At 45.6% G+C, this 24,820-nt stretch carries 26 protein-coding genes and 1 pseudogene; 9 read left to right on the top strand and 18 right to left on the bottom strand.

The genetic code is table 11. The features are described from left to right. The first annotated feature begins 16 nt into the window (after window positions 1-16). Together INF29_RS06175 and INF29_RS06170 are read left to right on the top strand one after the other, a co-directional pair. Window positions 17-451: a MarR family winged helix-turn-helix transcriptional regulator gene (locus INF29_RS06175; protein ID WP_193485309.1), complete on the top strand. Its 435-nt coding sequence runs from the start codon at window positions 17-19 to the stop codon at window positions 449-451. Further along, window positions 448-1,089, top strand: a complete 642-nt coding sequence (locus INF29_RS06170; protein WP_193485307.1) for a YczE/YyaS/YitT family protein — start codon at window positions 448-450, stop codon at window positions 1,087-1,089. The genes INF29_RS06175 and INF29_RS06170 overlap by 4 nt, the downstream gene beginning before the upstream one ends. A gap of 194 nt (window positions 1,090-1,283) precedes the next feature. On the opposite strand, the gene INF29_RS06165 is transcribed toward INF29_RS06170, so the two are convergent. The 17 genes from INF29_RS06165 to INF29_RS06085 form a co-directional block, all read right to left on the bottom strand. Continuing rightward, window positions 1,284-1,730, bottom strand: coding sequence for a SoxR reducing system RseC family protein (locus INF29_RS06165; RefSeq protein ID WP_072850809.1), 447 nt, complete (start codon window positions 1,728-1,730; stop codon window positions 1,284-1,286). Window positions 1,731-1,843: 113 nt separating this feature from the next. After that, entirely contained in the window at window positions 1,844-3,001 is a 1,158-nt protein-coding gene (locus INF29_RS06160) for an AI-2E family transporter (RefSeq protein WP_193485305.1), read from the bottom strand. Between the two features lie 30 nt (window positions 3,002-3,031). Next, window positions 3,032-4,486, bottom strand: a complete 1,455-nt coding sequence (locus tag INF29_RS06155; protein ID WP_193485303.1) for an aminoacyl-histidine dipeptidase — start codon at window positions 4,484-4,486, stop codon at window positions 3,032-3,034. Between the two features lie 326 nt (window positions 4,487-4,812). Then, a complete protein-coding gene (locus INF29_RS06150) occupies window positions 4,813-5,427 on the bottom strand; it encodes a DapH/DapD/GlmU-related protein (RefSeq protein WP_193485301.1) in 615 nt (204 codons plus the stop codon). Continuing rightward, complete coding sequence (locus INF29_RS06145; RefSeq protein WP_193485299.1) at window positions 5,421-6,221, bottom strand: PHP domain-containing protein; 801 nt, start codon at window positions 6,219-6,221, stop codon at window positions 5,421-5,423. The genes INF29_RS06150 and INF29_RS06145 overlap by 7 nt, the downstream gene beginning before the upstream one ends. Continuing rightward, the gene (locus INF29_RS06140) at window positions 6,218-6,910 is read right to left on the bottom strand and encodes a phosphonate C-P lyase system protein PhnL (protein ID WP_022364400.1); all 693 of its coding nucleotides are present in this window, start codon (window positions 6,908-6,910) and stop codon (window positions 6,218-6,220) included. The genes INF29_RS06145 and INF29_RS06140 overlap by 4 nt, the downstream gene beginning before the upstream one ends. Window positions 6,911-6,912: 2 nt before the next feature. Beyond that, the gene (gene phnM, locus INF29_RS06135; protein ID WP_193485297.1) at window positions 6,913-8,082 is read right to left on the bottom strand and encodes a phosphonate metabolism protein PhnM; all 1,170 of its coding nucleotides are present in this window, start codon (window positions 8,080-8,082) and stop codon (window positions 6,913-6,915) included. Between the two features lie 16 nt (window positions 8,083-8,098). Then, window positions 8,099-8,926, bottom strand: coding sequence for an ATP-binding cassette domain-containing protein (locus INF29_RS06130; protein WP_022253839.1), 828 nt, complete (start codon window positions 8,924-8,926; stop codon window positions 8,099-8,101). Next, complete coding sequence (locus INF29_RS06125; RefSeq protein ID WP_072850823.1) at window positions 8,926-9,756, bottom strand: alpha-D-ribose 1-methylphosphonate 5-phosphate C-P-lyase PhnJ; 831 nt, start codon at window positions 9,754-9,756, stop codon at window positions 8,926-8,928. The genes INF29_RS06130 and INF29_RS06125 overlap by 1 nt, the downstream gene beginning before the upstream one ends. Beyond that, entirely contained in the window at window positions 9,749-10,816 is a 1,068-nt protein-coding gene (locus INF29_RS06120; protein ID WP_191343648.1) for a carbon-phosphorus lyase complex subunit PhnI, read from the bottom strand. The genes INF29_RS06125 and INF29_RS06120 overlap by 8 nt, the downstream gene beginning before the upstream one ends. Window position 10,817: 1 nt before the next feature. Then, entirely contained in the window at window positions 10,818-11,393 is a 576-nt protein-coding gene (gene phnH / locus INF29_RS06115) for a phosphonate C-P lyase system protein PhnH (protein ID WP_193485295.1), read from the bottom strand. Window positions 11,394-11,395: 2 nt separating this feature from the next. After that, the gene (phnG, locus tag INF29_RS06110) at window positions 11,396-11,815 is read right to left on the bottom strand and encodes a phosphonate C-P lyase system protein PhnG (protein ID WP_072850829.1); all 420 of its coding nucleotides are present in this window, start codon (window positions 11,813-11,815) and stop codon (window positions 11,396-11,398) included. Between the two features lie 16 nt (window positions 11,816-11,831). Then, complete coding sequence (locus tag INF29_RS06105) at window positions 11,832-12,701, bottom strand: PhnE/PtxC family ABC transporter permease (RefSeq protein ID WP_193485293.1); 870 nt, start codon at window positions 12,699-12,701, stop codon at window positions 11,832-11,834. Then, on the bottom strand, window positions 12,701-13,492 hold the full coding sequence (locus INF29_RS06100) for an ABC transporter permease subunit (protein WP_022253844.1): 792 nt from the start codon (window positions 13,490-13,492) through the stop codon (window positions 12,701-12,703). Before INF29_RS06100 ends, INF29_RS06105 begins: the two co-directional genes overlap by 1 nt. Before the next feature lie 5 nt (window positions 13,493-13,497). Then, the gene (phnC, locus tag INF29_RS06095) at window positions 13,498-14,271 is read right to left on the bottom strand and encodes a phosphonate ABC transporter ATP-binding protein (RefSeq protein ID WP_072850833.1); all 774 of its coding nucleotides are present in this window, start codon (window positions 14,269-14,271) and stop codon (window positions 13,498-13,500) included. Window positions 14,272-14,299: 28 nt separating this feature from the next. After that, window positions 14,300-15,364 carry a PhnD/SsuA/transferrin family substrate-binding protein gene (locus INF29_RS06090; RefSeq protein WP_193485291.1) on the bottom strand — a complete coding sequence of 355 codons (1,065 nt, stop codon included), beginning with the start codon at window positions 15,362-15,364 and terminating at the stop codon, window positions 14,300-14,302. Between the two features lie 403 nt (window positions 15,365-15,767). Then, window positions 15,768-15,989, bottom strand: coding sequence for an alpha/beta-type small acid-soluble spore protein (locus INF29_RS06085; protein WP_022364629.1), 222 nt, complete (start codon window positions 15,987-15,989; stop codon window positions 15,768-15,770). Window positions 15,990-16,429: 440 nt separating this feature from the next. Between INF29_RS06085 and garR the strand changes: the two genes are divergently transcribed. From garR to INF29_RS15220, 7 genes and pseudogenes are all read left to right on the top strand, one after another. Then, window positions 16,430-17,320: a 2-hydroxy-3-oxopropionate reductase gene (gene garR / locus INF29_RS06080; RefSeq protein ID WP_193485287.1), complete on the top strand. Its 891-nt coding sequence runs from the start codon at window positions 16,430-16,432 to the stop codon at window positions 17,318-17,320. A gap of 12 nt (window positions 17,321-17,332) precedes the next feature. After that, a complete protein-coding gene (locus INF29_RS06075; protein WP_193485285.1) occupies window positions 17,333-18,124 on the top strand; it encodes a sugar phosphate isomerase/epimerase family protein in 792 nt (263 codons plus the stop codon). 1 nt (window position 18,125) lies between these two features. After that, window positions 18,126-19,385, top strand: coding sequence for a 3-oxo-tetronate kinase (otnK, locus tag INF29_RS06070; protein WP_193485283.1), 1,260 nt, complete (start codon window positions 18,126-18,128; stop codon window positions 19,383-19,385). 4 nt (window positions 19,386-19,389) lie between these two features. Next, window positions 19,390-19,983 carry a class II aldolase/adducin family protein gene (locus INF29_RS06065; RefSeq protein ID WP_072851091.1) on the top strand — a complete coding sequence of 198 codons (594 nt, stop codon included), beginning with the start codon at window positions 19,390-19,392 and terminating at the stop codon, window positions 19,981-19,983. A 51-nt stretch (window positions 19,984-20,034) separates the two neighbouring features. Continuing rightward, complete coding sequence (locus tag INF29_RS06060) at window positions 20,035-21,339, top strand: four-carbon acid sugar kinase family protein (protein ID WP_193485281.1); 1,305 nt, start codon at window positions 20,035-20,037, stop codon at window positions 21,337-21,339. 31 nt (window positions 21,340-21,370) lie between these two features. Continuing rightward, window positions 21,371-22,372, top strand: coding sequence for a 4-hydroxythreonine-4-phosphate dehydrogenase PdxA (gene pdxA, locus INF29_RS06055; protein WP_193485279.1), 1,002 nt, complete (start codon window positions 21,371-21,373; stop codon window positions 22,370-22,372). A 30-nt stretch (window positions 22,373-22,402) separates the two neighbouring features. Then, a pseudogene (locus INF29_RS15220) lies at window positions 22,403-23,807 on the top strand (GntP family permease). Between the two features lie 68 nt (window positions 23,808-23,875). Here INF29_RS15220 and INF29_RS06045 read toward each other — a convergent pair. Then, window positions 23,876-24,526: a GntR family transcriptional regulator gene (locus INF29_RS06045; RefSeq protein WP_191343639.1), complete on the bottom strand. Its 651-nt coding sequence runs from the start codon at window positions 24,524-24,526 to the stop codon at window positions 23,876-23,878. Window positions 24,527-24,820: the final 294 nt, after the last annotated feature.

Here is a 24,820-nt window from a genome sequence, read left to right as displayed (position 1 = left end):
AAAAGGAAGTGTTTCCATGAATTACGGAGATTTACATTATTTATTGCTTCTGGCATTCAACCGTTCTAACAAAGCCATTGTGCGCCAGACAGCCAAAGGGGACCTGCTGCCCGGTCAGCCAAAAATACTGGAATTTCTCTGGGAACATCCCGACTGCACCCAGAAAGAAATTTCACTGGGATGCGTTCTGGATAAGTCCACCGTTACCAGTCTGGTCACCCGTATGGAGCAACAGAACTATCTTACCAAAGTACCCGACCCATCGGACCGGCGCAATTACCGCATTTCTCTGACAGAAAAAGGGGAAGAAAAAGCTCTGGAAGTGCGAAAAATCTGTGCTTATGTTGATAAAATTGCATGGCAGGACATTCCGCCGGAGGAACAGAAACAATTTCTGAAAACATTCCAGAAAATCCTGCTGAATTTAGAAACTTTGGAGGCGACAATATGAAAAAACTCATTTTCCGCTACATCTGGTTTATATTGGGCATTCTCATCAACTCCTTCGGTATCGTTTTCATCACCAAAGCCAGTCTGGGAACTTCCCCCATTTCCAGTGTGCCTTATGTTTTAAGTTTTCGTTTTCCCCTTTCCTTTGGTGCATTCACCTTCCTGCTGAATATGCTTTTCATTCTGGGCGAAGTAATTCTGCTTCGCAGACAATTCCGTCCCTATCAATATCTGCAAATCGTGGTAAATATGATTTTCAGCAGCTTCATCGACATCAGCATGACATTGCTGGAAAGCTTCACTCCCACCCATTTTGCAAGCCAGATTCTTTCCCTGTTGGTAGGATGTACCATACTGGCATTGGGTATCTACATCGAAGTTGCCCCTAACGTGCTGGTGGTTCCCGGCGAGGGTATTGTCAAAGCCATTTCTCAGGTCAGCCGCAAAAAATTCGGCAGTGTCAAAGTCATTTTTGATGTCACATTAATTTTAACCGCTGCCTGTCTTTCCCTGCTGTTTTTCCACCATTTGAACGGCTTGGGCATCGGTACCATCATTTCTGCACTTTTGGTGGGCAGAATCGTAAACATTATCCAGAAACATCTGCACATTTTACAACGTATCCCAACAGCCGCATAAATTAAAAAAGTATGCTTTAGAGGCATCTTCATAAGAAAACAAAAAAGCTGAAATCCTTATCATACAAAGGATTCCAGCTTTTTTTACTGAGATTATATTGGTTATGTTTTCTTCTGAAGGCAACCGTCGCAATTTTCCTTAAGAGGAAGTTGCTTTTCATACCTTCTTTTTTATGTTCTTATAAAATATTTGTCTCAGGCACCGCAAGCGCCTTCCACTTCGTCTTCTGCCACCAGTTTTGTAGCCAGAGGACGATATTTGCCGCTTTCCCAACGATGGTTCTGGCTATGAATCCACAGATAGCATACCGCTGTGAAGATAGCACCTACAATAAAGGATGTCAAACCTTCATTGATGATGGGCACAAGCGGCGCTACCACAAAGTAGCCAAGTACCAGACCCAGCACCAGACCCACAAGAGGAATGCCATACATAATCAAAATGGCGTGCATGAAAGCATTGTCCTGCAGTTCCAGTTCTACCCAGTCGCCCACTTCAGCTTCACACAGGTTCTGGGCTTCAATATCCATATCATTTTCCATCATACCGCTCAGGCATGCACGACATTCGCCGCATGCTTCTTTACGCACGATATGAACTGTTACAAATCTGCCTTTGGTTTCTGTAACCAAACCTTTCATATCTATTCCACCTTTCTGTATCCAAACCCGTATCTACAGGTTATTTTGTTTTGTGACTCAAGATATTGTACCATAGGCACATCATAAAGAAAAGTGATTTTTGCACAGAAAAATTAATTTTCCCTTTGTTTTATGGCTTTTTGTTCGTACAATCGGAAAAAGAAATTTTTCAGCAGCGCGCCAAGGGGCACCGCGAATAAAAGCCCCCAAAATCCGAAAAATCCGCCAAAGACAGCCAAGGACAACAGCACTAGAACAGGATGCAGTTCCACACGGCTTCCCACCACTCGGGGCACAATGACTGCGCTGTCCAGCTGCTGCAAAAGCAAAATGGCAATGGCTGCATAGACTGCCCGCATGGGTTCCAAGCTGAATAATCCCGACAATACAGCAAGCAAAAACGCCACCGCCGCGCCGAAATAAGGAATGAGGTTGGAAAAACCAGAAAATATGCCAATGACCACACCATAAGGAATCCCGATGATCCAGAAAGTTCCGGCAAAAAGGGCTCCCATAATAGCCGCATCCACCAATTGTCCACACAAATACCCCATGACTACTTCATAGACTTCTGTAAAAAATCCAGAAATTTTTCTTGTTCTGCCCTGTCCCAAAAACACATTGCCTACCTGTCCCAGAAAAAACTGGACATTTTCTTTTTCCGCCAGAAAATAAAAAGCTGCCGCAAAACCAATGGCTGCGTTGAGAATCTGCCCACCTGCTTCCGGCAAAGCACCTGCTGCTCGCAAGACACCATTCTCGATGGCTGTGCTGACTTCCGTAACTGCCGTTGTCAAAATGCCCTCGGCGTTTTGCAGCAAACCATATTCTGCCAGCTTCAGTTGGAGCAGTACCAACCAATCCCCTGCTTGCCGGGTAAAATCCCCTGCCTGCTGTGCCAGACTTTCCAAATCTGCCGTACCCAGACCCCGCACAACACCGCAAATCAACAAAGCAATCACACCAAAGACAAGCAAATAAGTGATACCCGTCCCCACACGCCGATTTTTCACGCGGGCCTTTTGTTTTGCTGTCAGACGTTTTTCATAAAATCTTTGCCAGAATGCTACCAATGGTTCCAACACCACCGCAATGCCTACAGACCAGAAAAAAGGCGCAAAAACGGCGAGGACATGCCTCGCCGTTTCTAATATGACATTTTTCGCAGCGGAAAGATGAAAGACAACCGCTCCCAGCAGTACCAGAACACCTGCTGTCAGAATCACGTGAAATCCGATTTCCAGATATTTTCTGTTCCATGGCAGCCGCAATTGTCATTCTCCCTTTCAACCTTTATTTTTTTATTTCATCTGTTTCAGTGCTTCTTTCAGGAAATCCCATGTACGTACAGTGGAAGAAATGGAAAGACGTTCTTCCGGTGTGTGTACGTCAAACATGTTAGGTCCCAAAGATACCATATCCAGCCAAGGCATTTTTTCTGCAAACAGACCGCATTCTACACCAGCGTGGATAGCTGTCAGTTTAGGTTCTCTGCCTGTTGCTTTGCGATAAGCATCCTGCAGCAGTACCAGCAGTTTGGAATCATCGCTGTATACCCAACCGGGATAGTCGTTGCTGCTTTCTACGGAAGCGCCGCACAGCTGTGCAATGGCTTCAATCTTTCTGCAGATCACTTCTTTTCTGGATGCAACGGCACTGCGGACAGCACTGTCGAAGTGAACGCCTTTTTCATCTGTGCATACAACGCCGATGTTGCTGGAGCTTTCTACCAGACCTTCGATGTCCATGCTCATGGTTTCTACACCATAAGGAATCAGCAGCAGGATGGAGATAACATGGCTCTTTGTTGCTTCTGTCATCACTTCTGTCACTGCTTCATTTGCTTTTTCCCATGTGATCATCATATCCGTTTCGGTGCGGTGATATTCCTGTTTCAGTACTTTTTCCATTTCCGCAACGATTTTTTCTGCTTCTTTTGCGGCGTCTGCTGTCATGGTCAGAACAGCGTCTGCTTCTCTGCAGATGGCATTGTCCATTTTGCCGCCTTCTACGCGCACCAGAGCGTATGCCACTTTGCTCTGCAGTTCATCCAGCAGTCTGCCCATGAGCTTGTTTGCGCTTGCACGCTGCAGATTGATGTCGCTGCCGGAATGACCGCCTTTCAGACCTCTGATTCGCAGCACATAAGCTTCTTCACCAGCTTTTACAGCTTCTTTTTCCACAGGCAGTGTTACCTGTACTCTTCTGCCGCCGCAGCAGCTTACCAGGAATTCGCCTTCTTCTTCAGAGTCCATATTGATGAAATAAGTACCCTTCAGGTCAGAAACATCCAGTGCTTTTGCGCCGTCCATACCCGTTTCTTCGTTTGTGGTGAACACAGCTTCCACAAAGGGATGTTCCAGTGTTGTGCTGTCCAGCACTGCCAGCATGAATGCAACAGCAATACCGTTATCAGCACCCAGAGTTGTGCCTTTTGCGCGAATCATATCACCATCAATTTCCAGCTGCAAAGGGTCTTTTGTGAAATCATGTTCCACACTGCCCAGTTTTTCACATACCATATCGATATGTCCCTGGAAAATCACGCCGGGAGCCTGTTCATAGCCAGGTGTTGCAGCTTTTTTCACTACTACGTTATCCGCTGCATCTCTGCGGCATTCCAGTCCCCTTTCTTTGGCAAAGTCTACGATATACTGCGCCAGTGCAGCTTCGTTGCCGCTGCCGTGAGGGATTTTTGTGATTTCCTCAAAATAATAAAATACTTTGTCTGTTCCCAAAGCATCTAAAACGCTCATTGTTTGTGCCTCCTTCTTTTTTCTTTGTCAAACAACTCCTTTATGGTACCATTCTTTTGCCATTCTGTCCACCATTGCCGCCTTCCTTTTGCCTATAAAAAAAGAAAACCATAAAAGAAATTTCCCATTCAAGTAATTTTTATTTCCCTTTTCCTTGATTTCTCAATGGAAATTACAGCAGATGTATTCAGAAGAAACATGGCTAAGAAATCCTGTAAAAAATAAGAAAGCCGGAATCCTCTGTAGCATAAGGATTTCAGCTTGCTTTGCTTTCTTATGAAGAAGCTCCAAAAGAACCTCTGTTTTCGTAGTTTTCCAACTTCTGATTATTTTTCATCAGAAACATCATATTTTCTGATGAATGTTTCCAAGTCCTCAAAATCCGCCATACGCTCTTTGATTTCTTCATGAGACCAATCCCACCAGCGAATCCGTTCCAATGCGGCGATAATATCATCGGAAAAGCGCATACGGATTTTCTTTGCTGGTACACCTGCTACCACTGTATAAGGCGGTACATCGTGGGTCACAACGGCACCACTGCCAACCACCGCACCATTGCCGATGGTCACCCCCGGCATGACTGTTACGCCATGTCCCAACCACACATCATTCCCGATGTGCACACGGGATTCCTTCCGCCATTCAAAAAATGCCTCATCATCTTTTCCGAAGCCAAACTGTTTCCGGCGATAGGTAAAATGATGCTGTGCTGGACGGGTATAGGTTGGATGATTGCCGGGATTGATGCGCACAAAACTTGCGATGGAGCAGAATTTGCCAATATCCGCCGCAAAAATCTGGTTATACCCCGCACAATAGGTATAATCCCCAAAAGTCACATCTTCCAGTTCACTGTGTGCCTGCACCTGTGTGTAACGTCCCAACTCGGTGTCAATGAGCACCACGTCATCTTCCACATTGTCGTATTCTTTCAGCACAAAGCCTCTACCCCGCTTTCTTCTGCCAGATAGATTCCTAAATCCGGCGCTGCTTTTTCATATGTTCCATGAAAATCACTGCCGCCTGTCAAAAACAGACCGTACACATCCGCATATCTGCGAATCTTTTCATGTGCCTGCTCATCATTTGCAGGATGGTTCAGTTCCAGACCTTTCAAGCCAGCCTCCACCAATTTTGGAATCAAATCAAAATTCTGCTGCTGTCCGCTATGGGCAAGGACTGCCTTTCCGCCTGCCGCCGTAATCACTCGAACAGCTTCGTAAGGGTCCAGATACTTGATATCAAAATGGCAGATACCATTGTTTTTGAATATTTTCTGATAAAATTCTCCGAACATATCTGGTGCCTGACCTGTCTGCACCAAATATTCCATGATATGCTGTTTATAAATATATTTGCCATCTGCACGATGGATTTTATCCAAATCCACATGATAGCCATTTTCTTCCAAAATTCCAATCTGTTTCATGGAATTTTCATGTCTGGCTTCCAAAAGAGGATGCACAAAATCCTCTACCAATTCCATATCCTGAATGCCATATCCCAGAACATGCACCCGTTTATCCACTGTATAGTCATAGGCAGAAATTTCAATGCCCGGAATCACTTTCACAGGCAGTCCCTCAGGAATCTGTGATGCGTGAGAAAGGGTGTCGTGGTCTGTCACTGCAATGACATCCAGCCCCTTTTTCGCTGCCAATTCTGCCAGTTCCCTAATGGTGTAACTACCATCAGAAACACGAGAATGCATATGTAAATCCGCTTTTCTCATTGGAACGTCCCCTCCGAAATGTTAAACACCTTATCACACAATCCATCCATAAATTCCAAGTCATGGAAAATGCCAATCATGCTGGTGCCTTTTTCTTTCAGCTGCATGAGCATGTCTTTTACCAGAATTTTTGTTTTATTGTCCAAAGACGCTGTGGGTTCGTCCAGCAGCATCAGTCTGGGCTGTTTTACCATGGTATGGGCAAGGTTCAGACGCAGGCGTTCCCCACCGGAGAATGTATTGGGATACAAATCCCACAAAGGTTCCGGCAGACGGAAGTACCGCAGCATAGCTTCCGCTTTTTCTTTTGCTTCCGCCGCATCCACGCCTCTTTCCAGCAGTGCGTTCATGACATGTTCTCTGGCTGTGGTACGGGGCATCACGTTCAGGAACTGGGAAACATAACCGATTTCATTTTTCCGCAGGAACAGAATCTGTCTTTCCGGCGCTGTGGTCAGCTCCACTTCCCCAAAGGCTTCACTCTGGTAAGTGATCTTACCTGTGGATGCCAGATATGTACGATGAATACATTTTAATATGGTAGATTTTCCGGCGCCGGACAGCCCTACGATACCGATAAACTGTCCCTGTTCCAAAGTAAAGTTAATATTCTGACAGGAATGGATTTCTTTCTTTGCGTTATGCAGATAAAAATTCTTTGCCAGATTTTCGATTTTCAGAATTTCCATAATTACCTCCTGTATTCCACCCGAGATGTGGTACGTCCATCTACCAGCACATGGGTGATGACGGGATAGCCGTCCAAAATATCAATGATGAGCAAATCCGCTTTTTTTCCGGGGGCGATAGAGCCATAATCCTCAGCCAGCCCCACTGCCTTTGCAGGATTGAGCGTTGCTTTCTGTACCATCTGGGGCAGGTCAACGCCTGCTTTTTCATGCATCTTAAATACCCCATGGAGAATTGCCGGCGGATAGTAATCCGAGCAAAGGACATCGGCACAGCCTGCCTCAATGGCTTCTGCCGCGGACATATTGCCGGAATGGCTGCCGCCCAGCAGGATATTAGGCGCACCTACAACGGTATAGAATCCCAGCTGACGGGCTTCTTTCGCTGTTTCAATATTGATGGGGAATTCGCTGATATCTACGCCGATCTTTTCATTGATATGTAATTTTTCTTTTGTATCATCGTCATGGGATGCCACAGCAATGCCATTGGCATGTGCCAGCTCACACAATTCCTTCATCTGAGCAAAAGACAGCATTTCTTTGTTCTGCTGTTCTTCCAGCATCTGTGCAAATTCTTCTTCCTTGATCTCCCGGTTCTGATATTTTTCCAGAACCTGATAATACATGCCAATATCCCGGTACTGTCCCTGTCCGGGAGAGTGATCCATAAAGGAAATCTCGTCAATCATTTTCTTTTCAATCATCTCTTTGGCAATGCCATAAGCACCAATATTATCGATTTCCAAACGCAGATGGAAACGATGGTGAATCAGGTGATTTCTTTCGTGGATATCCCGAATGAGGTCAGCAATCTTCCGCACATTTTCCTGTGTGCGCAAAGGAGATTTGCCAAACATTTCATCTTTATATAAAGAAAGGGAATGATAAATGGTGGTGATGCCCAAGTGAAGCAGTTCCCTTTCGCATTCTTTCAACGCCAATTCAAAATCAAATTTTGCCGTAGGTCTGGGCAAAATAAACTGTTCAATCTTATCAGAATGAATATCAATAAAGCCAGGTGTCACATAACGCCCATGGGCATCAATGACACGTTCTGCCTCAGGCACTTCATCGGAAAAGCCCAAAATGCGGTCTCCTTCGATGAGCAGAACCTTTCCTTCCAAAATGGAATCTTCCAGCACAATTCTGCCGTTTTTAATTGCAATCACGATGTTTGTTACCTCCTTACAACAATGAGTGAACCAGCTGCTGTGTATAAGCATGCTGAGGGTCTTCCAGAATCTGATCTGTCAGTCCGCTTTCAATGATTTTCCCATCCAGCATAACGATGGTGCGGTCTGCCAGCATACGAATGACTGCCAGGTCATGGGAAACCAGCAAAATGGAAATGCCATATTTCGCTTTGATCTTACGAATCAAATCCAGTACACGAGCCTGTACGGACAAGTCCAGACCTGTGGTAACTTCGTCCAGCAGGAGCAAAGAAGGATTGTTTGCCAATGCTTTAGAAATCTGCACACGCTGCTGCATGCCGCCGGAGAAATTCTTTGGCGCTTCCTTCATACGAGAAGTGAGGATTTCCACTGCTTCCAGCAGTTCTTCCGCTCTGGCTGTCATTTGCCCTGCGTTTCTGCTGCCGGCAGCGATGATTTTTTCCGCGATGTTGGATGCGGCGGAATAGTCCATCCGCAGCCCTCTGACAGGATTCTGGTATACCATACCCATGATGTTGTTGCGGATTTTTCTTTTTTCCAAAGGACTTGCGTCCCAGATGTTCTTTTTGCCTTCGCCATAATTCTGCAAATATGCCTTGCCTTCTGTGGGAATCAGGTCAAAATACAGACTCTGCATCAATGTAGATTTACCGGAACCGCTTTCCCCAACGATACCCAGCACTTCCCCGGGATAAACCTCCAGAGAAATATCATTTGCTGCCCAAACAGTGCCGCAAACGGTGCAGCGATTTTTTTCCAGATGATCTTTGCAGTGAGGGCAGCCTTCGCCATAGCGCATAGTCAGGTGTTCCACCTGCAAAACGGGTGTTTCTGCCATTATCCTCGTACCTCCTTACAGTAAGATGTGTCGGAGCACTGATAATATCTTTCCCCCGTCACAGCGTCATAAATTTCGTCCAGATAGGTGTCTGTACTGCCGCACAGACGGCATTTTTTGCCTTTGAAGTTTTCTTTTTCAAAAGGCACATCGTCAAATGCCAGAGAAACCACTTTGGTATGAGGTGGAATGGCATAGATTTTCTTTTCACGTCCTGCCCCAAACAGATACAGACACTCTGCTTCATGGAGTTTGGGATTGTCGAACTTGGGAATGGGGCTTGGATTCATGATGTAGCGGTCTTCCACCATACAGGGATATTCTGTACTGATGGTGACTTTGCCGTATTTCACCAGACTTTCGTACAACTGGAGCCAGATGGGTGCATAGTCCAGTTCCGCGTGCATCCGTTTTGTCACTTCTTCTTTGGGTTCTACAATCCGCAGTGGTTCGGGAAGGGGCACCTGCAATACCAGAATCTGATCATTGCGCATAGGCACTTCCGGCACACGGTGACGAGTCTGCACAATGGTGGCATCCTGTGTCCGTGTAGTACAAGGCACATTGGTACACATCTTCACAAATTTTTTGATATTTACTGCGTTAACGCTTTCGTCACTGCCCTGGTCGATAACTTTCAAGGTGTCATCAGGGCCAATGAGTGATAATGTCAGCTGAATACCACCGGTACCCCAACCTCTGCCGATAGGCAGTTCCCGGGAAGCAAAGGGCACCTGATAACCGGGAATGGCAACAGCTTTTAATATAGAACGGCGGATTTCCCGTTTAGAGCCTTCATCCAGAAAGGCGTAATTATAACTGTCAATCATGATTGTTTTCCCTCCGTGTTTTTCTGACTGCATCCAATTTGGACTGGAATGTGACATAGTGAGGCAGTTTCAAGTGAGAAATGAAACCGTTCATTTCCAAGCTATCCCCATGCATCAGCACAAATTCTTCATCCTGTGTGGGATAATCGCCGCCAGCATCCAGTTCTCTGTCGATGACCGCCATGGCAATGGCTTTGTTTTCGTTTCTGCCAAAAACAGCACCGTAGCCGCAAGCCAGCTTCAAAGCGTCTTTATCTTCCGCTTCATTGAATACTTCCACTTCTGTCAGCATTACTTCTCCAATCCACAAGGCTTCGCCTTCCTGCTGCAAATAAGGGATTTCCAGTTCTACATAACCGGTACGCAGTTCCCCAACAGTAGGATGCACCTGACCGAAGCCACGAAGTACGGAATAAGCCAAGCCGGAAATAAATCCCGCATCCGCTCTTGTGAGCGTCTGCAATCTGGCACTGCGGCTGGCGGGAAATTCCAGCAGATTTTCCGTTACGTCATAGGGAGGTTCTTCATTGATAGGAAAACGCTCGATGAGCCCTTCTGTTTTCAGTTCATCGGATACACGTCCGCAGGGTTCCATGGGAACAGGTTCCTGTCCTTCCACCATTGCTTCCATACGTTCATGCAGTTTTGCCGCATCTTCATTTTTCAAATCGAAATGCATCAGGCGGTGGGTATAGTCATAAGTGGCACCCAGAATCTGACCGCCCTGTATATCTTTAAACGCGGCAGAGATCCGGCGCACAATGCGCATATTTTTCGTATCTGCCACATAAGTGTCGTAAGAACGTTTCAGTGTGGAACGGTAAGCACGCAGCAGAAATACTGCTTCTTCCACAGAGCCTTCACACTGTTTCAGTGCCAATGCCGCATATTCTTTGGCATACAGACCGGCTTCACTCATAACGCGGTCTACCAGCAGGCTCATTTTTTCCTGAATCACTTCCAGTTCCACATCTTTTTCTGTTTTGCTGCGGTAAAAATCCAACAGCGCAATGCTGGCTGCGATGGCTTCCTCGCCGCCGGATACTGCTACATAAGCCATATTATTGTTCCTCCTTCTTGACCATTCTGGGAATACAGAACAGTTCCCCTTCTGGGGATACAAAAATCATGTCTACCCCCTGCGGGTATTCATATTCCTGTTCTGTCCGCAAACGAAAGGCTTCTTCCAATACCGCCGGGCTCTGGAATGTTGCCACTCCATCCACGCCGGGACCGGAAATACTGCAAGACACATTTCTTTCTCCGCTGCATCCAATGATGAGTGTTGCGGAAGTATGGGGATTTTCCAAAGTGCCTCTTTTTGCCTTTGCAAAGGCTTCTGGCAGATGTTCTTCTTCTGTTACGAAAACATAATCCGCTTCTTCCAGTGTCTTTTTTTCTGCGTGGGTCAGCAAAAGGATCTGTTCATCCAACTCTGTATGTCCAAAGGTATAAAAACCTGTGTTTTTATCCAAAAGTGTCATGGCAAGGGTCAGCATTTCTGGTTTGCTGCCGTAAAGTTTTTCTGCACCTTCCTGAATAGAAACCACACGGGAAGGGTTTGCCATAGCATCCAGCAGCAAACGAAATGTTTTTTGTGTATCAAATATATCGTCAAATGTATGTAACTGTTTCATCATCAAGCCTCCGGTGTCATGGTTGTAAAGTTGACCATTGTCTGCATAAACATGGCATTTTCTTTTTCCGCTCTGATCTGCTGTGCTTTTTCCAGTTCTACCAGCAGCATTTCGTCTGTAAAGACGCCTTTGTTGCATGCCGCATCAATGATTGCCATATCCAGTACCTTTTCAAAATCATCCCCCATGATGACCGCCATGCCTTTTGTGCCATCCAGACACACAATGGCTTCGCAGACGATGACTTCCCCCAGAAAGAATAAGGTTTCTTTCACAGGGTCGCGCATCTTGATCATAGTCAGTGATTTTTCCGGTGCTTTGATTACAGTCACCTCATATTGTTTTCTGATTTTTTCTGCCATTTGCCGCACTTGGGCAGCATCGGCTTTTGCCAATATTTTGGATAATCTCCGTTTTTCCATTTTGATGTTTCCTTTCTTATTTCACATACGCTTTGATGCGTGTAGATACCATTTCCAGCAGGACAACAGCAATGACAACGATGTATGTCAGCATACCCATTTCCTGTAAGTCGAAATAGAAGCTGCCTGCCATAAACAGATTGAAGCCAATGCCGCCTGCACCTGCAGCCGCGCCCATAGCAACAGCATTGGTAAAGTTGATTTCAAATCGCATGAATGTCCAAGCTACCATAGAAGTGATGGTAGAAGGCACAATTGCCTGAAATACGATCTGCCAGTAACTAGCGCCGTTTGCTTTCAGGGCTTCGATGATACCCGGCTCAATTTCTTCAATGGATTCCGCATAAGCCTTTGTCAGATAGGCAAAGCTATGGAAAGTCAAACCTACTACTGCTGCCACAGAGCCAAGTCCGGCAGATACGGCAAAGATCAATACCCACAAAACTGTCGGCACCGCACGCACCACTGCAATGAAGCTTTTGATGCCATTTACCATACGGGAGCTTGCGATGTTTCTGGCACAAAGCAGTGAGCAGAAAAACGCAAAGAATGCGCCGATGATGGTCGAAAGAATCCCCAGACAAAATGTCACTAAGAGCTGGAACAAAACGCTGGTGAGGGTATCTCTTGTCAGTTCCGGTTCCAGAAACACGGTCTGGATGTTCTGCAAAGTAGCCTGTACGGCTTCTGCAAAGTCAATATTCTGATAATCAAATGTCGCAAAAGCAACCACCGTCAGACCCAGCAGTGTTACCATAAGGGTCTGAAGGGCATAGCGGCTTTTATTTTTTGCCTTGATCTTGATTTTTCCTTTTCCGGTACGTTCCATGATTTTTTCCAAATCCAAGGAAATGGTCGTGCCCGAATGCAATACTTTTTCAGACATTACAAAATCACCTTCCTAATTTTGTTGGATACGCCTTCAATGACGAGTACCAGCACTACAATGGAAAGTACCACCAGACTGGCAGAAGAAAAATCCAACCGTTTATAATACAAATCAAAAAGATACCCAATCCCTGTGGCTGTCAAAATGCCGATGAGGGTGGAACTTCTGATATTGGTTTCGATCATATACAGTACCCAAGTGATGACACCGGGCAGAGAGGATGGCAAAATCCCCTGAAATACCACATGGATGAATCTGCCGCCGGTGGCTTCCAGCGCCTCCACGCAATTGGAGCTGACCTCGTCAATGGTTTCGATGAACGCACGAGTCAACAGACCGAATGTGGTAAAGAATAATGCGAAAAATCCTGTCAGGATGTTCTGCCCAAAAGAGAACATCAGCAGCATTGCCCAAACAACATCGGGTACATTTCGGAAAAATGCCGCTACGATACGCACCAGACGATTGATGCTCCAATGGATTTTGGTAATGCCTGAACCAAGCAGACTGAAGAAAAAGGCGCAGATGCCTGCCAAAACCGTTACGGCTACAGACAGCAACGCTGTTTCCACCAGCTTATCCAGAATTTTCGGCAGACGTTCCATGGCCGTTTCATCGGGAATCAGATTGGAAAAAATCCAGTGCAGAGCTGCTGGAAAAGACTGAATGCCTTCTGCCAGATGAAACTGGGTCACCAGAGATGCCCCACAGAAGATCAATATCAGGCTCAAAAAAACAAGGGTATATGTAATTTTTCTTTTTTGGAAAATGTCCATGGTTTTTTCCATTATGCTCACCTCTGTAAATCCATAATCAAATCATTGGCAGAGGACTGATAAATCTGCTGAATGATTTCTTTTGTCAAATGTTCGGCAGGGCCGTCATATACGATTTTCCCGCCGGAAACCCCGATGATTCTCTCGGAATACTTGATTGCCACATCCACCTGATGCAGGTTCACCAGACAGGTGATGCCTTTTGTCTGATTGATTTCCTTAAGCTGGTCCATAATGACTTTAGACGCCTTGGGGTCTAAAGATGCGATAGGTTCGTCACAAAGAATCATTTTGGGTTTCTGCATAATGGCTCTGGCGATACCTACGCGCTGTTTCTGTCCGCCAGAAAGTTCGTCGCAGCGCTTATATACCTGATCGGAAAGTCCCATTTCCTGAATGATACGAAATGCTTCCTTTTTTTCTTCTTCTGTATAGTGTCCTGCCATACCGCTGATGGCAGATTTTTTCCCCAGACAGCCATGGAGCACGTTTTCGATGACGCTCAGCCGTTCCACCAGATTATAATGCTGGAAAATCATACCGATTTTCGCCCGCATCTGACGCATTTCCGCTTTGCCTGCCTGCCGTACATCATGTCCATCAAAAATAATGGTCCCTTCGGATGCATCAACCAGACGGTTGATGCATCTGAGCAGCGTGGATTTCCCAGCGCCGGAAGGACCAATGATGGATACGAATTCGCCTTTTTCTATGGAAAACGTAATGTCACTCAATGCCTTTGTGACATTGTCATAAGATTTGCTTACGTTTTGAAATTCCAGTAATGCCATGCTCTTTCTCCTCCATCGTTTACCATTCTTATTTGCTCAGGTCACGGATGGGGTCAAACCAGGAATCGTCTACCAGGACAAATCTTTCATTTTCGGATTTTTCAAACATACCTACATTTTCAGAATCTTCAGGAACAAAGATTACTTCGTTGTTTGCCACTTCGTCAGAGGTGAACAGATCCTGAATTGCTTTTACATCAGCAGGGTCCAGTGCATCGGAGTTGTAAGCGAAAGGTCCATTCAGTACAGGTGTGGACTGGATGACTACGAATTCTTTGCCTGTTACCGTATCAAAAGGTGCGCTTGCGTCGCTGTTGATGGTATAAACAGAACCGGTTGTGTTTGCTTCGCCTTCTGTGCAGGATGCGTAAGGCGCGATTTCTGTATCGCAGAATGCTGCTACGTCAGCTTTGCCGGACAGCAGGTTGAATGCAGAGCCCTGATGAGAACCACCGAAAAGTACCTGAGAGAACAGTTTGCCTTCGCCGCCTTCGATCAGGTCATCTTCTGTCAGATTCTGATCTGCGAAGTGAGAAATAATGGAGTTTGTGGGTACTTTGAAACCGGATGTGGAGCTATTGGAAACAAAAGACATGCGTTTGCCTGCGATATTGTCGATGCTGTAGCTGTCACCGTCTGCATATTCTCCTTCGTCCCCTTTGTTAACTGCCAGGAAGCTGTAGTATTTTGCATCATCCAATGTGCCAGAAGCACCGGAGTTTACAAACAGGGGCTCAATGGCATCATTGGCGTTTTTGGCTTCTATGTAACCCTGTGCGCCCATGAAACAGATCTGAGCAGTGCCGTTTGCCAGAGATTCAATGGCGATGGCATAGTCTGTTGTCAGTTTCTGTTCTACTTTCTTGCCAGTTGCTTCTTCGATCAGACGAGCATATTCGCTGCGGGCAACGTCATAATCTTCTGCAGATTCATTGGGATACCATACCAGTGTGATGGTGTCCGCATATTCGCCTGTGCTTTCCGCAGTCTGCGCAGTTTCTGTGCTTTCTTCCGCCTGTGCGCCGCAGCCTGCAAATGCAGATACTGCCAGAGCAGCAGCCATTGCTGTGGTCAAAAGTTTTTTAAATTTCATACTTCATTCTCCTTTTTGATCGTTTGCTTTTTTATGATGAGAACTGATTTCTCATACACTGACAGTATAAAATCTCACAAAAAGCACTACCATCTAGCTCCTGTTATTTTTTCTTAAAGAAATGCCACAGAAATTCCGTTCTTTGTTAAAGATGATTTTTCAATTTCCCTACAGAAAAACATTTGTCCACTCTTGCGTTTTTCCCTGTTTCCGCCTGTTTTCGAAATCAAAAAGGCAACCTTCCATAATATTCATTCTTAAAATCTTTGTATAAACTAAAAAAATCTATATGAAATTTGAAATTTTCTCTTGCGTAATTCCTATCAAAAGAAAAACCCCCTTTTGGAGAGATCATCTTTCCAAAAAGGGGTTCTTTTTCTGCGATTGCTTTATGCCGGAATGCTTAGCTGTTTTTCTTTTCAGCCATCATTTTTTCCTGTGCTTCGATCATTTTCTTTACCATATAGCCGCCTACATAGCCGTTCTGCGCGGATGTCAGATCGCCGTTATAACCTTTTTTCAGAGGCACGCCGATTTCATTTGCCACTTCATATTTGAACTGTTCCAAAGCGGCTCTTGCCTCAGGTACGTTTACTTTGTTGCTTGTAGAAGATGTGTTGCTCATGGTTAAAAACCTCCTTCAAAAAAACTGTTTGTTTGGTGTTGCAATGTTAGTATGACACGGACGTATTTTATTATGTCAGGTACATATTGGTACAAAAATTGTATAAATTTTCAAAGAAAATCTTGCGCAGCCGTTTTGTATCTTTTATATGCTTTCAAACCAATGACAAAATACCCAGCCATTTTTTGTCCAGTTCATATAATACAGACAATTGTCCACCCCTTATCATAACCTCACAGGATGGACACATCACAAATAAACTCCTCCCACAAAACACACAAAGAAAATAATGAACAAAAATTTTCCTTTTTCTATATGTATTATGTAGAAATTACAAAACGTCATCGACCGGTATACCGGTATTTAATATAATGAGTGTATAAAAACGACTTGATTCTATGATAAAACAAACGCAAAACAAACAAAGGAGAGATGCGATTATGAAAGCTGGATTTATCGGACTTGGCATCATGGGCAAACCCATGGCGAAAAACTTATTGAAAGCCGGATGTGAACTGTATGTAAACGACCTGAACAAAGATGCCGTTGCAGAACTGGTTGCTGGCGGCGCAAAAGAAGGCGATTACGAAACCATCGGGAAAGAATGTGACATCGTTCTGATGATTCTGCCTAACGGCGCCATCGTTCAGGATGTACTCTTTGGCGAAAACGGTCTGGCAGGCTATTTGAAACCCGGCACTGTTGTATGTGACATGAGCTCTGTAACACCTACAGAATCCTGCACATGCGCAGAAAAACTGGCAGCAACGCAGATTGGCTTTGTAGATTCTCCTGTCAGCGGCGGTGAACCCAAAGCAATCGACGGTACACTGGCATTTATGGCAGGCGGCAACGAAGCTGATTTCGAAAAACTGAAACCCTATTTTGACGCCATGGGCGCTTCCGCACTGCTCATCGGCAAAAGCGGCAGCGGTTCCGTTACCAAACTGACAAACCAGGTTATCGTAAACCTGACCATCGCAGCTGTTTCCGAAGCATTTGTACTGTGCAGCAAAGCAGGCGCTGACCCTGAAAAAGTATATCAGGCAATCCGCGGCGGTCTGGCTGGCAGCGTTATTCTGGACGCAAAAGTGCCCATGATGATCGAACGCAACTTCAAACCCGGCGGCAAAATCTCCATCAACCACAAAGACATCAAAAACGTTATGGCAACTGCGCATTCCATCAACGTACCCATGCCTCTGACAAGCCAGATCTTCGAAATCATGCAGTACCTGAAAGTAACAGGTCACTTTGATGAAGACCATGCAGGCATCGTTCAGTACTTCGAAAAACTGGCAGGCGTAGAAGTGAAAAAAGTCAACGCTTAAGGAGGTCCTGTCATGAAATACGGATGTGGCACCACCATTGACAATTACAGCATTTTACAGGCTCTGGGCTTCGATTACATCGAACTGCCCGGCAACCAGATTTCTCAAATGACAGACGAAGAATTCGATGCACTGAAAACCATTCTGGAAAACTGCAGTGTCAAATGCTGCGGCTTCAATGCAGCTCTGACACCGGACATTGTTATCACCGGGGAAGGTTATGATCTGGAAAAAGCCAAAGCTTATGCAGAACTTCTCTGTAAACGCGGCAGCCAATTACATATTTCTGCCATTGGCATCGGCTCCCCCAAATCCAGAAAATTTCAGGAAGGCGACGATCTGGAAAAAGCATGGAAAGAAACAGAAGCATTCATGACCATGTTTGCAGATGTGGCTGCACCTTATGGCATCATCGTCATGTATGAATCTCTGAATCATACCGAAAGCGCATTTGGTCTGAGAATTCGGGAAGGCGCAGATTTGGTAAAAAAAATCAACCGCCCCAACTTGAAAATCGTATTCGATATTTACCATATGGCTATGGAACAGGAAGACATTCAGGAACTGGAATACGCTCTGCCCTATGTGCATCATATCCACATTGCGGAACGTATGGGCGCAGAACGCAGATATCCTTCCGATGCCCTTTATGACTATTACAAAAAACTGCTGACACCTGTCATCCGCAGCGGTTATCAGGGTGCTATCTGCACAGAAGCCTTTGACGGCGACGTCCGGGAAGGCGCAGAACGCTCCATTGACCTGCTGAAAAAGATTGTCGCAGAAATCGAACAGGAGGGATGATATGAAACAGGATATTTTGATCGGCTGTGTTGCCGATGACTTCACAGGCGCCAGCGACGCTGCCTCTTTCCTTATGAGCAAAGGTATGAAAACCATTTTGTTCAACGGAAAACCCGATGGGGAAATTCCGCCCTGTCAGGCAGTTGTCATTGCTCTGAAAAGCAGAACACAGGAAACAAAAAGTGCTGTAGCAGATAGCATGGCTGCTTTTACCTGGCTGAAAGAACAGGGTGCGCAGCACTTGTATTTCAAATACTGCTCCACATTTGACTCCACAAAAGAAGGCAATATCGGTCCTGTGGTAGATGCCATGCTGGAAGCTTTCGGTGAAAAATACACCATTTTGTGCCCTGCTCTTCCCGTCAATAAACGGACTGTAGAAAACGGTATCCTTTATGTAGACGGTGTGCCTCTGAGCGAAACACACATGAAAAACCATCCCCTGACACCCATGTGGGAATCTGAAATTGCAAAACTCATGGACCCTCAGGGAAAATATCAGACATTGAACGTAAACACCGAACTGCTGGCAAAAAGCAAAGAAGAAATTCTGGCTGTTGTGGATGAGTTCGGCAAAGATAAAGAACATTTCTACATCGTACCCGACTATGTTAACGACGAAAATGGCACCAAAATCGCTGAAGTTTTCGGTGACCTGACTGTTCTGACAGGCGGCAGCGGTATTCTGGCACCTCTGGCTGCGAAATATCAGCAGGCACAGACTGCCAAAGACAGCATGGAAAACAGTGTAGACGGCAAAGGCATTGTTTTGGCTGGCAGCTGCTCCAAAGCAACACTGGAACAGATCGCTGACTTCCAGACAAAAGGATATGCTTCATATAAAATCGATCCCATGGCTGTATTGTCTGGAAAAGAAACTGTAGACACTGTATGGGATTTTGTAAAAACACACGCTGACGAAGAAGTGCTGCTCTACAGTTCCGATCAGGCAGAAAACGTGGCAGAAATCCAGAAAGTAGGCAAAGACAAAATTGCCGCTCTGCTGGAAGGTCTGACTGCTGCCGTTGCGGAACGTGCCGTTGCAAACGGATATACAAGAATCATCGTTGCTGGCGGGGAAACCTCCAGTGCCGTTGCGAAAAAATTGGGCTATCATTGCTTTGAAATTGGGGAAAGCATCGCGCCGGGTGTGCCGATCATGGCGCCACTGTCCAATGAAAACATCCGTATTGTTCTCAAATCCGGCAACTTTGGTCAGACAGATTTCTTTGCCCGTGCATTACAAATGACAAGGAAGTGAACAAATGGAAAATCTGAAAACCGCAGTATGGATTGCACACAGCTTGTTTGAAAGGGGAAAAGCCACCGGCTCCTCTGCAAACATGAGCTTTAAAGAGAAGGATCGTATTTATATCACCGGCAGCGGAACCTGCTTTGGTACTTTGAAAGAAGAAGATTTCTCCGTACTTACTTTGGATGGAGAATGGATTTCCGGTCCAAAGCCCAGCAAGGAATTTCCGCTGCACAAAATGATGTATGAAAAAAGCGAGGACATCCAGGCTGTCATTCATACACACAGCTTTTACGCAACCCTTTGGTCTTGTGCCGTACATGAAAACCGCACAGACTGCATCCCCCAGTACACCCCTTACCTGAAAATGAAATTAGGTACAGTGGGACTGGTCCCTTACGGAAAGCCCGGCTCTGAAGAACTGTTTTCCGCTTTCCGCCAGTGTGTTTCCGGCAGTGACGGATTCTTGCTGGAAAATCACGGACCCATCGTAGGGGGCAAAAATCTGCTGGATGCCTTCTATTGCCTGGAAGAACTGGAAGAAAGCGCAAGAATGGCTTGGGAAATCGAATCCAAGCAAGGTCCCCTTTCTTTCCGCAAAATCTGACATACAAAAGAAACCAACTGACAGAAATCATGTCAAGGAAAGGAGATTCCCATGCCACAATGTGTTGTAATCGCAGATGACTTAACCGGCGGAAATGCCACCGGCGTTCTTTTGAAAAAAATGAATTATCAGGTCTATACGGTCATGAATACAGAAAGCATGGATTTGCAGGCATTGGAAGACTGTGACTGTGTGATCTATCCCACCGACAGCCGCGGTGTTGCTCCGGAAGTTGCCTATGAACGGGTATACAATATTTGCAGCCTCCTGAAAGATGATGCTGTCAAAGTATACTCCAACCGCATCGACAGCACATTACGGGGCAATCTGGGCAGTGAAACCGATGCCATGCTGGATTGTCTGGGAGAGGATTATATCGCCATTGTTGCGCCCTGCTTCCCTGCTTCCGGCAGAATCGTTGTCGGCGGCTATATGCTGGTCAATGGTCTGCCTCTGCATAAAACAGATATCGCCATTGACCCCAAAACACCTGTCAAAGTTTCAGAACCGGCAGTGCTGTTTCAGGAGCAAAGCAAATACAAAACAGCATCCATTCTCATGAAAGACCTGATGCATGGCAAACATTATCTGGCAGATGTGATGAAAGCTCACGTGGCAGAAGGCTGCCGGATTCTGGTGGTTGACTGTGTCACCCAGGAAGATCTGGATTTGATTGCCGATGCTGCCATCACCAGCAAGCTGAAAATCGTCGCTGTTGACCCCGGCGTTTTCACCGCAACATTATCCAGAAAACTCATCACACCCACTCAGAAAAAAGAGAAAAACCGGATTCTGGCTGTTGTCGGCAGCGTGAATCCCAATACAAAAGCACAGATGGAAGAACTGTGGCTGTCTCAGCGCATCCATAACTTCTTTGTGAAAACAAGAGAACTTTTGGAAAGCGAAGAACAGCGCAGCGCAGAAATTCAGCGGGTGATCCATGAAATTCTGGAAGTCAGTCACCTTAATACCGTTTCTACTGTAACCGGTGACGGCATCTATCCCGAAAACCGCATTGATTTCCAGCCTTATATGGAAAAATATCATTGCTCCATGGATGATGTGACCGATAAGATCAACTCCGCTTTCGCGGAAATCGCTTATGGCATCTTCCAAGCACAGCCGGAATATAAAGGTCTGTATACCAGCGGCGGCGATGTAACTGTAGCTGTCTGCAAAAAATTCCAGACTGCCGGCTTATCCCTGTCTGACGAAGTATTGCCTTTGGCTGCCTACGGTCAATTCCTGACAGGTCCATTCGCAGGCATCCATATCATCACAAAAGGCGGCAGTCAGGGCGAACGGGATGCCATCAATCGCTGCATTACCTATCTGAAAGAAAAACTTTACATTTAAAGAAAAAACAAACGGAAAGAGAGGAATTTCCATGAATAAAAAACCTAGAATTGCGATCCCTCTTGGAGATCCTGCGGGCGTTGGTCCCGAAATTGTCGTAAAATCTATTGCATCCCAGGAAGTTTTCAATGCCGCTGAATGCGTTGTCATTGGCGATAAAAAAATCATCGACAAAGCCATCGAAATCACTGGTGCAGATATTACCGTTCATGTGATCACAGAACCCGAAGACGGCGATTTCCGCCCCAGCGTTCTGAACCTCATTGATTTGGACAACGTAGATATGACAAAATTCGAATACGGCAAAGTCAACGGCATGTGCGGTCAGGCGACCTTTGCTTATATTGAAAAATCCATTGCCCTTGCCAATGCTGGCAGAGTGGATGCCGTTGCTACAACACCCATCAACAAAGAATCTCTGAGAGCCGGAAACATCAACTTCATCGGTCACACTGAAATTTTCGGCGCACTGACAAACACAGAAGATCCTTTGACCATGTTTGAAACAAACGGCATGCGTGTTTTCTTCCTGACCAGACACGTTTCCCTGCGGGATATGCTGGACATGATCAAAAAAGACAGAATCAAAGACTATGTAAAACGCTGCCTGGAAGCTCTGCGGAAACTGGGCGTACAGGATGGCACCATGGCTATTGCCGGTCTGAACCCTCACAGCGGGGAACATGGTCTGTTCGGTTGGGAAGAAGTGAACGAAATCATCCCTGCCGTAGAAGAATTGCAGGCAGAAGGCTACCCTGTTGTAGGTCCCATTGGCGCAGACTCCGTATTCCATCAGGCTGCCATCGGCAAATACAACAGCGTATTATCCCTCTACCACGACCAGGGACATATCGCCACCAAAACTCTGGACTTCGAAAAAACCATTGCCATCACAAACGGCATGCCCATCCTGCGTACTTCCGTAGACCACGGCACAGCCTTTGATATTGCCGGCACTGGGAAAGTAAGCGCAGTCAGCATGATCGAAGCCATTCTGCTGGCAGCAAAATATGCACCTTATTTCACCAAATAATCACGTATTTATTTAAGGGAGGTTATGACAATGATCGGCGGATTAAGCGGCGACAGAATGTTATTAGGTCTTGCCATTGGTATTATCGTACTGATTTTCTTGGTACTGAAAACAAAAGTACAGGCATTTTTGGCACTGATCATCTCTACCATCATCGTTGGTGTTGTCGGCGGCATGCCTTTGACAAACATCACATTAGACGACGGAAAAACATTTGGCATCATCAATTCCATCACCACTGGCTTTGGCGGTACACTGGGCAGCATTGGTATCATCATCGGCTTCGGTGTCATGATGGGGCAGATATTTGAAGTAACGGGGGCTGCCAAGCGAATGGCATTCACCTTCCTGAAACTCTTTGGCAAAAAGAGAGAAGAAGAAGCCCTGGCTCTGACAGGCTTCCTGGTATCCATCCCCATCTTCTGCGACTCCGGGTTTGTGGTACTTTCCCCCATCGCAAAAGCGATTTCCAAAGCAACGAAAAAATCTGTCATCGGGCTGGGTGTTGCACTGGCAGCTGGTCTGGTAATTACCCACTCTCTGGTTCCTCCTACTCCCGGTCCTCTGGGCGTATGCGGTATCTTTGGCGTTGACGTTGGTAAATTCATTCTGATGACCATCGTGTTGGCAATCCCCATGGCAATCGCATGTATTGCTTATGCTAGATTGTACCTGAGCAAAAAAATACTATCAGATTCCCAATGAAGACGGCGAATTTGTATCTATGCCTTATCAGGAACCTACATATGAAGACACATTCAAAATGGAAGAAGAAGGTCTGCCTAGCACACTGCAGTCCTTCCTGCCCCTGATCGTTCCCATTGTACTGATTCTGATCAACACCATCGCTTCTGCTTTGGGCAAAACAACAGGTCCCATGGAAATCCTGATCTTCCTGGGTCAGCCCATCGTAGCCATTGGTCTGGGTCTTTTGGTTGCTATTTTCGGTCTGGGCAGAAATCTGGATCGTCACACAGCACTGTCTGAAATGGAAAAAGGTATGATGTCTGCTGGTATCATCATGCTGGTTACTGGCGGCGGCGGTGCCCTGGGTCAGATCATCAAAGACTCTGGTCTGGGCACTTACATTGCGGAAGGTCTGTCTCAGACAGCTATCCCCATCATCATCCTGCCTCTGATCATCTCCACACTGATGCGTTTCATTCAGGGCTCCGGTACAGTTGCAATGACAACAGCAGCAAGTATCTCTGCTCCTATCATCGTCGCTTCCGGTGTCAGCCCTCTGCTGGGCAGCATCGCCTGCTGCGTAGGCTCCCTGTTCTTCGGTTACTTCAACGATAGTTATTTCTGGGTTGTAAACCGTACACTGGGTGTCAAAGAAGCAAAAGACCAGTTGATCACATGGTCTGTAACCTCCACCATTGCATGGGCTGTAGGTGTCATTGAGGTACTTGTACTAAGCTTCTTCATGTAATTATTTTTTGATTAAAACATCTCTTCTATATAAAAAGCAGGTATTCCCTTTTGGGAATACCTGCTTTTTTAATCTTCGTCTATACTGATATTTCTGGGGCTTTCCATATGATACACAATGCTTTCATAAGTCTGGATCATATTGCCCTGTTTCATGTTTTCAAAAATTTCCAAATGCTCCTGATATGTCTTTTCCATACGTCCCGGTACATGCAGTGAATGCAGCGCCAGATTACGCATACGATACATATAAGTGCCAAAAAGGTTGTTCAGTTCCCGATTGGCAATATGGCTGACCAATTGAATATGGAACTGCATATCCGCTTCAAAAAACGCTGTCACTGACTCCTGTTCCAACGCTTCCTTTTGCTGTTTCAAAAAAGATTCCAGCAGGTCAAAAGTTTCCTTTGTTTCTTCCAAATGCGCCTTCTGGGCAATTTCTCTGCCGCAATATCCCTCAATGGCTGTACGAATCTGATTGGTATCCACAAAGTCCTGTATGCCCATTTTATGCAGGCAAAATCCCTTGTTTGGCAAAATGTCAATGTATTTTTCCTGAGAAAGATATTGTATGGCATCTCTGACAGGTGTACGGGAAATCCCAATTTCCTTGGCAATCTTGGTTTCCGAATAGATTTCACCATACTCCATTTTGCCTTCCAATACCATGTTTTTGATGTGTTCATACGCCAGCACATGCAGCGCCTTTTTCTGATCCATAGTCACTCTCTCCCCAATGTTTTCTTTCCTTTGTGCCGCATATCATAGAATGATATACCAATAAATCAAATATTTCTGATATTATTTTACCATAGTTTTTCTTTCGAATCAACGAAACAATCCCCTTTTATCTAGGGAAAAATCCCTATAAAATAAGGTTTTGATGGAAATCATAACCACGCCTAAAAGACGTGGTTTGCACTAGCCCTATAAGGGCTTATTAAGAGCCAGCGCCTAAATGACGCTGGCTTTCACTTCGTTCAAGCCTTGGTGGTATGATTATCTGCTACCCTT

The organism is Anaerotignum lactatifermentans (genome assembly GCF_014982935.1).
GTDB classification, from domain to species: Bacteria; Bacillota; Clostridia; order Lachnospirales; family Anaerotignaceae; genus Anaerotignum; species Anaerotignum lactatifermentans.
The sequence above is the reverse complement of the archived record's forward strand: the minus strand, read 5'-3'. Positions and strand labels throughout refer to the sequence as shown.

Bases quoted from the DNA above. Each gene is read 5' to 3' on its own strand.
- INF29_RS06175 (WP_193485309.1), top strand. From the start codon at position 17: ATGAATTACGGAGATTTACATTATTTATTGCTTCTGGCATTCAACCGT.
- INF29_RS06170 (WP_193485307.1), top strand. From the start codon at position 448: ATGAAAAAACTCATTTTCCGCTACATCTGGTTTATATTGGGCATTCTC.
- INF29_RS06165 (WP_072850809.1), bottom strand. From the start codon at position 1,730: ATGAAAGGTTTGGTTACAGAAACCAAAGGCAGATTTGTAACAGTTCAT.
- INF29_RS06155 (WP_193485303.1), bottom strand. From the start codon at position 4,486: ATGAGCGTTTTAGATGCTTTGGGAACAGACAAAGTATTTTATTATTTT.
- INF29_RS06145 (WP_193485299.1), bottom strand. From the start codon at position 6,221: ATGAGAAAAGCGGATTTACATATGCATTCTCGTGTTTCTGATGGTAGT.
- INF29_RS06140 (WP_022364400.1), bottom strand. From the start codon at position 6,910: ATGGAAATTCTGAAAATCGAAAATCTGGCAAAGAATTTTTATCTGCAT.
- INF29_RS06130 (WP_022253839.1), bottom strand. From the start codon at position 8,926: ATGGCAGAAACACCCGTTTTGCAGGTGGAACACCTGACTATGCGCTAT.
- INF29_RS06125 (WP_072850823.1), bottom strand. From the start codon at position 9,756: ATGATTGACAGTTATAATTACGCCTTTCTGGATGAAGGCTCTAAACGG.
- INF29_RS06120 (WP_191343648.1), bottom strand. From the start codon at position 10,816: ATGGCTTATGTAGCAGTATCCGGCGGCGAGGAAGCCATCGCAGCCAGC.
- phnH (WP_193485295.1), bottom strand. From the start codon at position 11,393: ATGAAACAGTTACATACATTTGACGATATATTTGATACACAAAAAACA.
- phnG (WP_072850829.1), bottom strand. From the start codon at position 11,815: ATGGAAAAACGGAGATTATCCAAAATATTGGCAAAAGCCGATGCTGCC.
- INF29_RS06105 (WP_193485293.1), bottom strand. From the start codon at position 12,701: ATGTCTGAAAAAGTATTGCATTCGGGCACGACCATTTCCTTGGATTTG.
- INF29_RS06100 (WP_022253844.1), bottom strand. From the start codon at position 13,492: ATGGAAAAAACCATGGACATTTTCCAAAAAAGAAAAATTACATATACC.
- phnC (WP_072850833.1), bottom strand. From the start codon at position 14,271: ATGGCATTACTGGAATTTCAAAACGTAAGCAAATCTTATGACAATGTC.
- INF29_RS06090 (WP_193485291.1), bottom strand. From the start codon at position 15,364: ATGAAATTTAAAAAACTTTTGACCACAGCAATGGCTGCTGCTCTGGCA.
- INF29_RS06085 (WP_022364629.1), bottom strand. From the start codon at position 15,989: ATGAGCAACACATCTTCTACAAGCAACAAAGTAAACGTACCTGAGGCA.
- garR (WP_193485287.1), top strand. From the start codon at position 16,430: ATGAAAGCTGGATTTATCGGACTTGGCATCATGGGCAAACCCATGGCG.
- INF29_RS06075 (WP_193485285.1), top strand. From the start codon at position 17,333: ATGAAATACGGATGTGGCACCACCATTGACAATTACAGCATTTTACAG.
- otnK (WP_193485283.1), top strand. From the start codon at position 18,126: ATGAAACAGGATATTTTGATCGGCTGTGTTGCCGATGACTTCACAGGC.
- INF29_RS06065 (WP_072851091.1), top strand. From the start codon at position 19,390: ATGGAAAATCTGAAAACCGCAGTATGGATTGCACACAGCTTGTTTGAA.
- INF29_RS06060 (WP_193485281.1), top strand. From the start codon at position 20,035: ATGCCACAATGTGTTGTAATCGCAGATGACTTAACCGGCGGAAATGCC.
- pdxA (WP_193485279.1), top strand. From the start codon at position 21,371: ATGAATAAAAAACCTAGAATTGCGATCCCTCTTGGAGATCCTGCGGGC.
- INF29_RS06045 (WP_191343639.1), bottom strand. From the start codon at position 24,526: ATGGATCAGAAAAAGGCGCTGCATGTGCTGGCGTATGAACACATCAAA.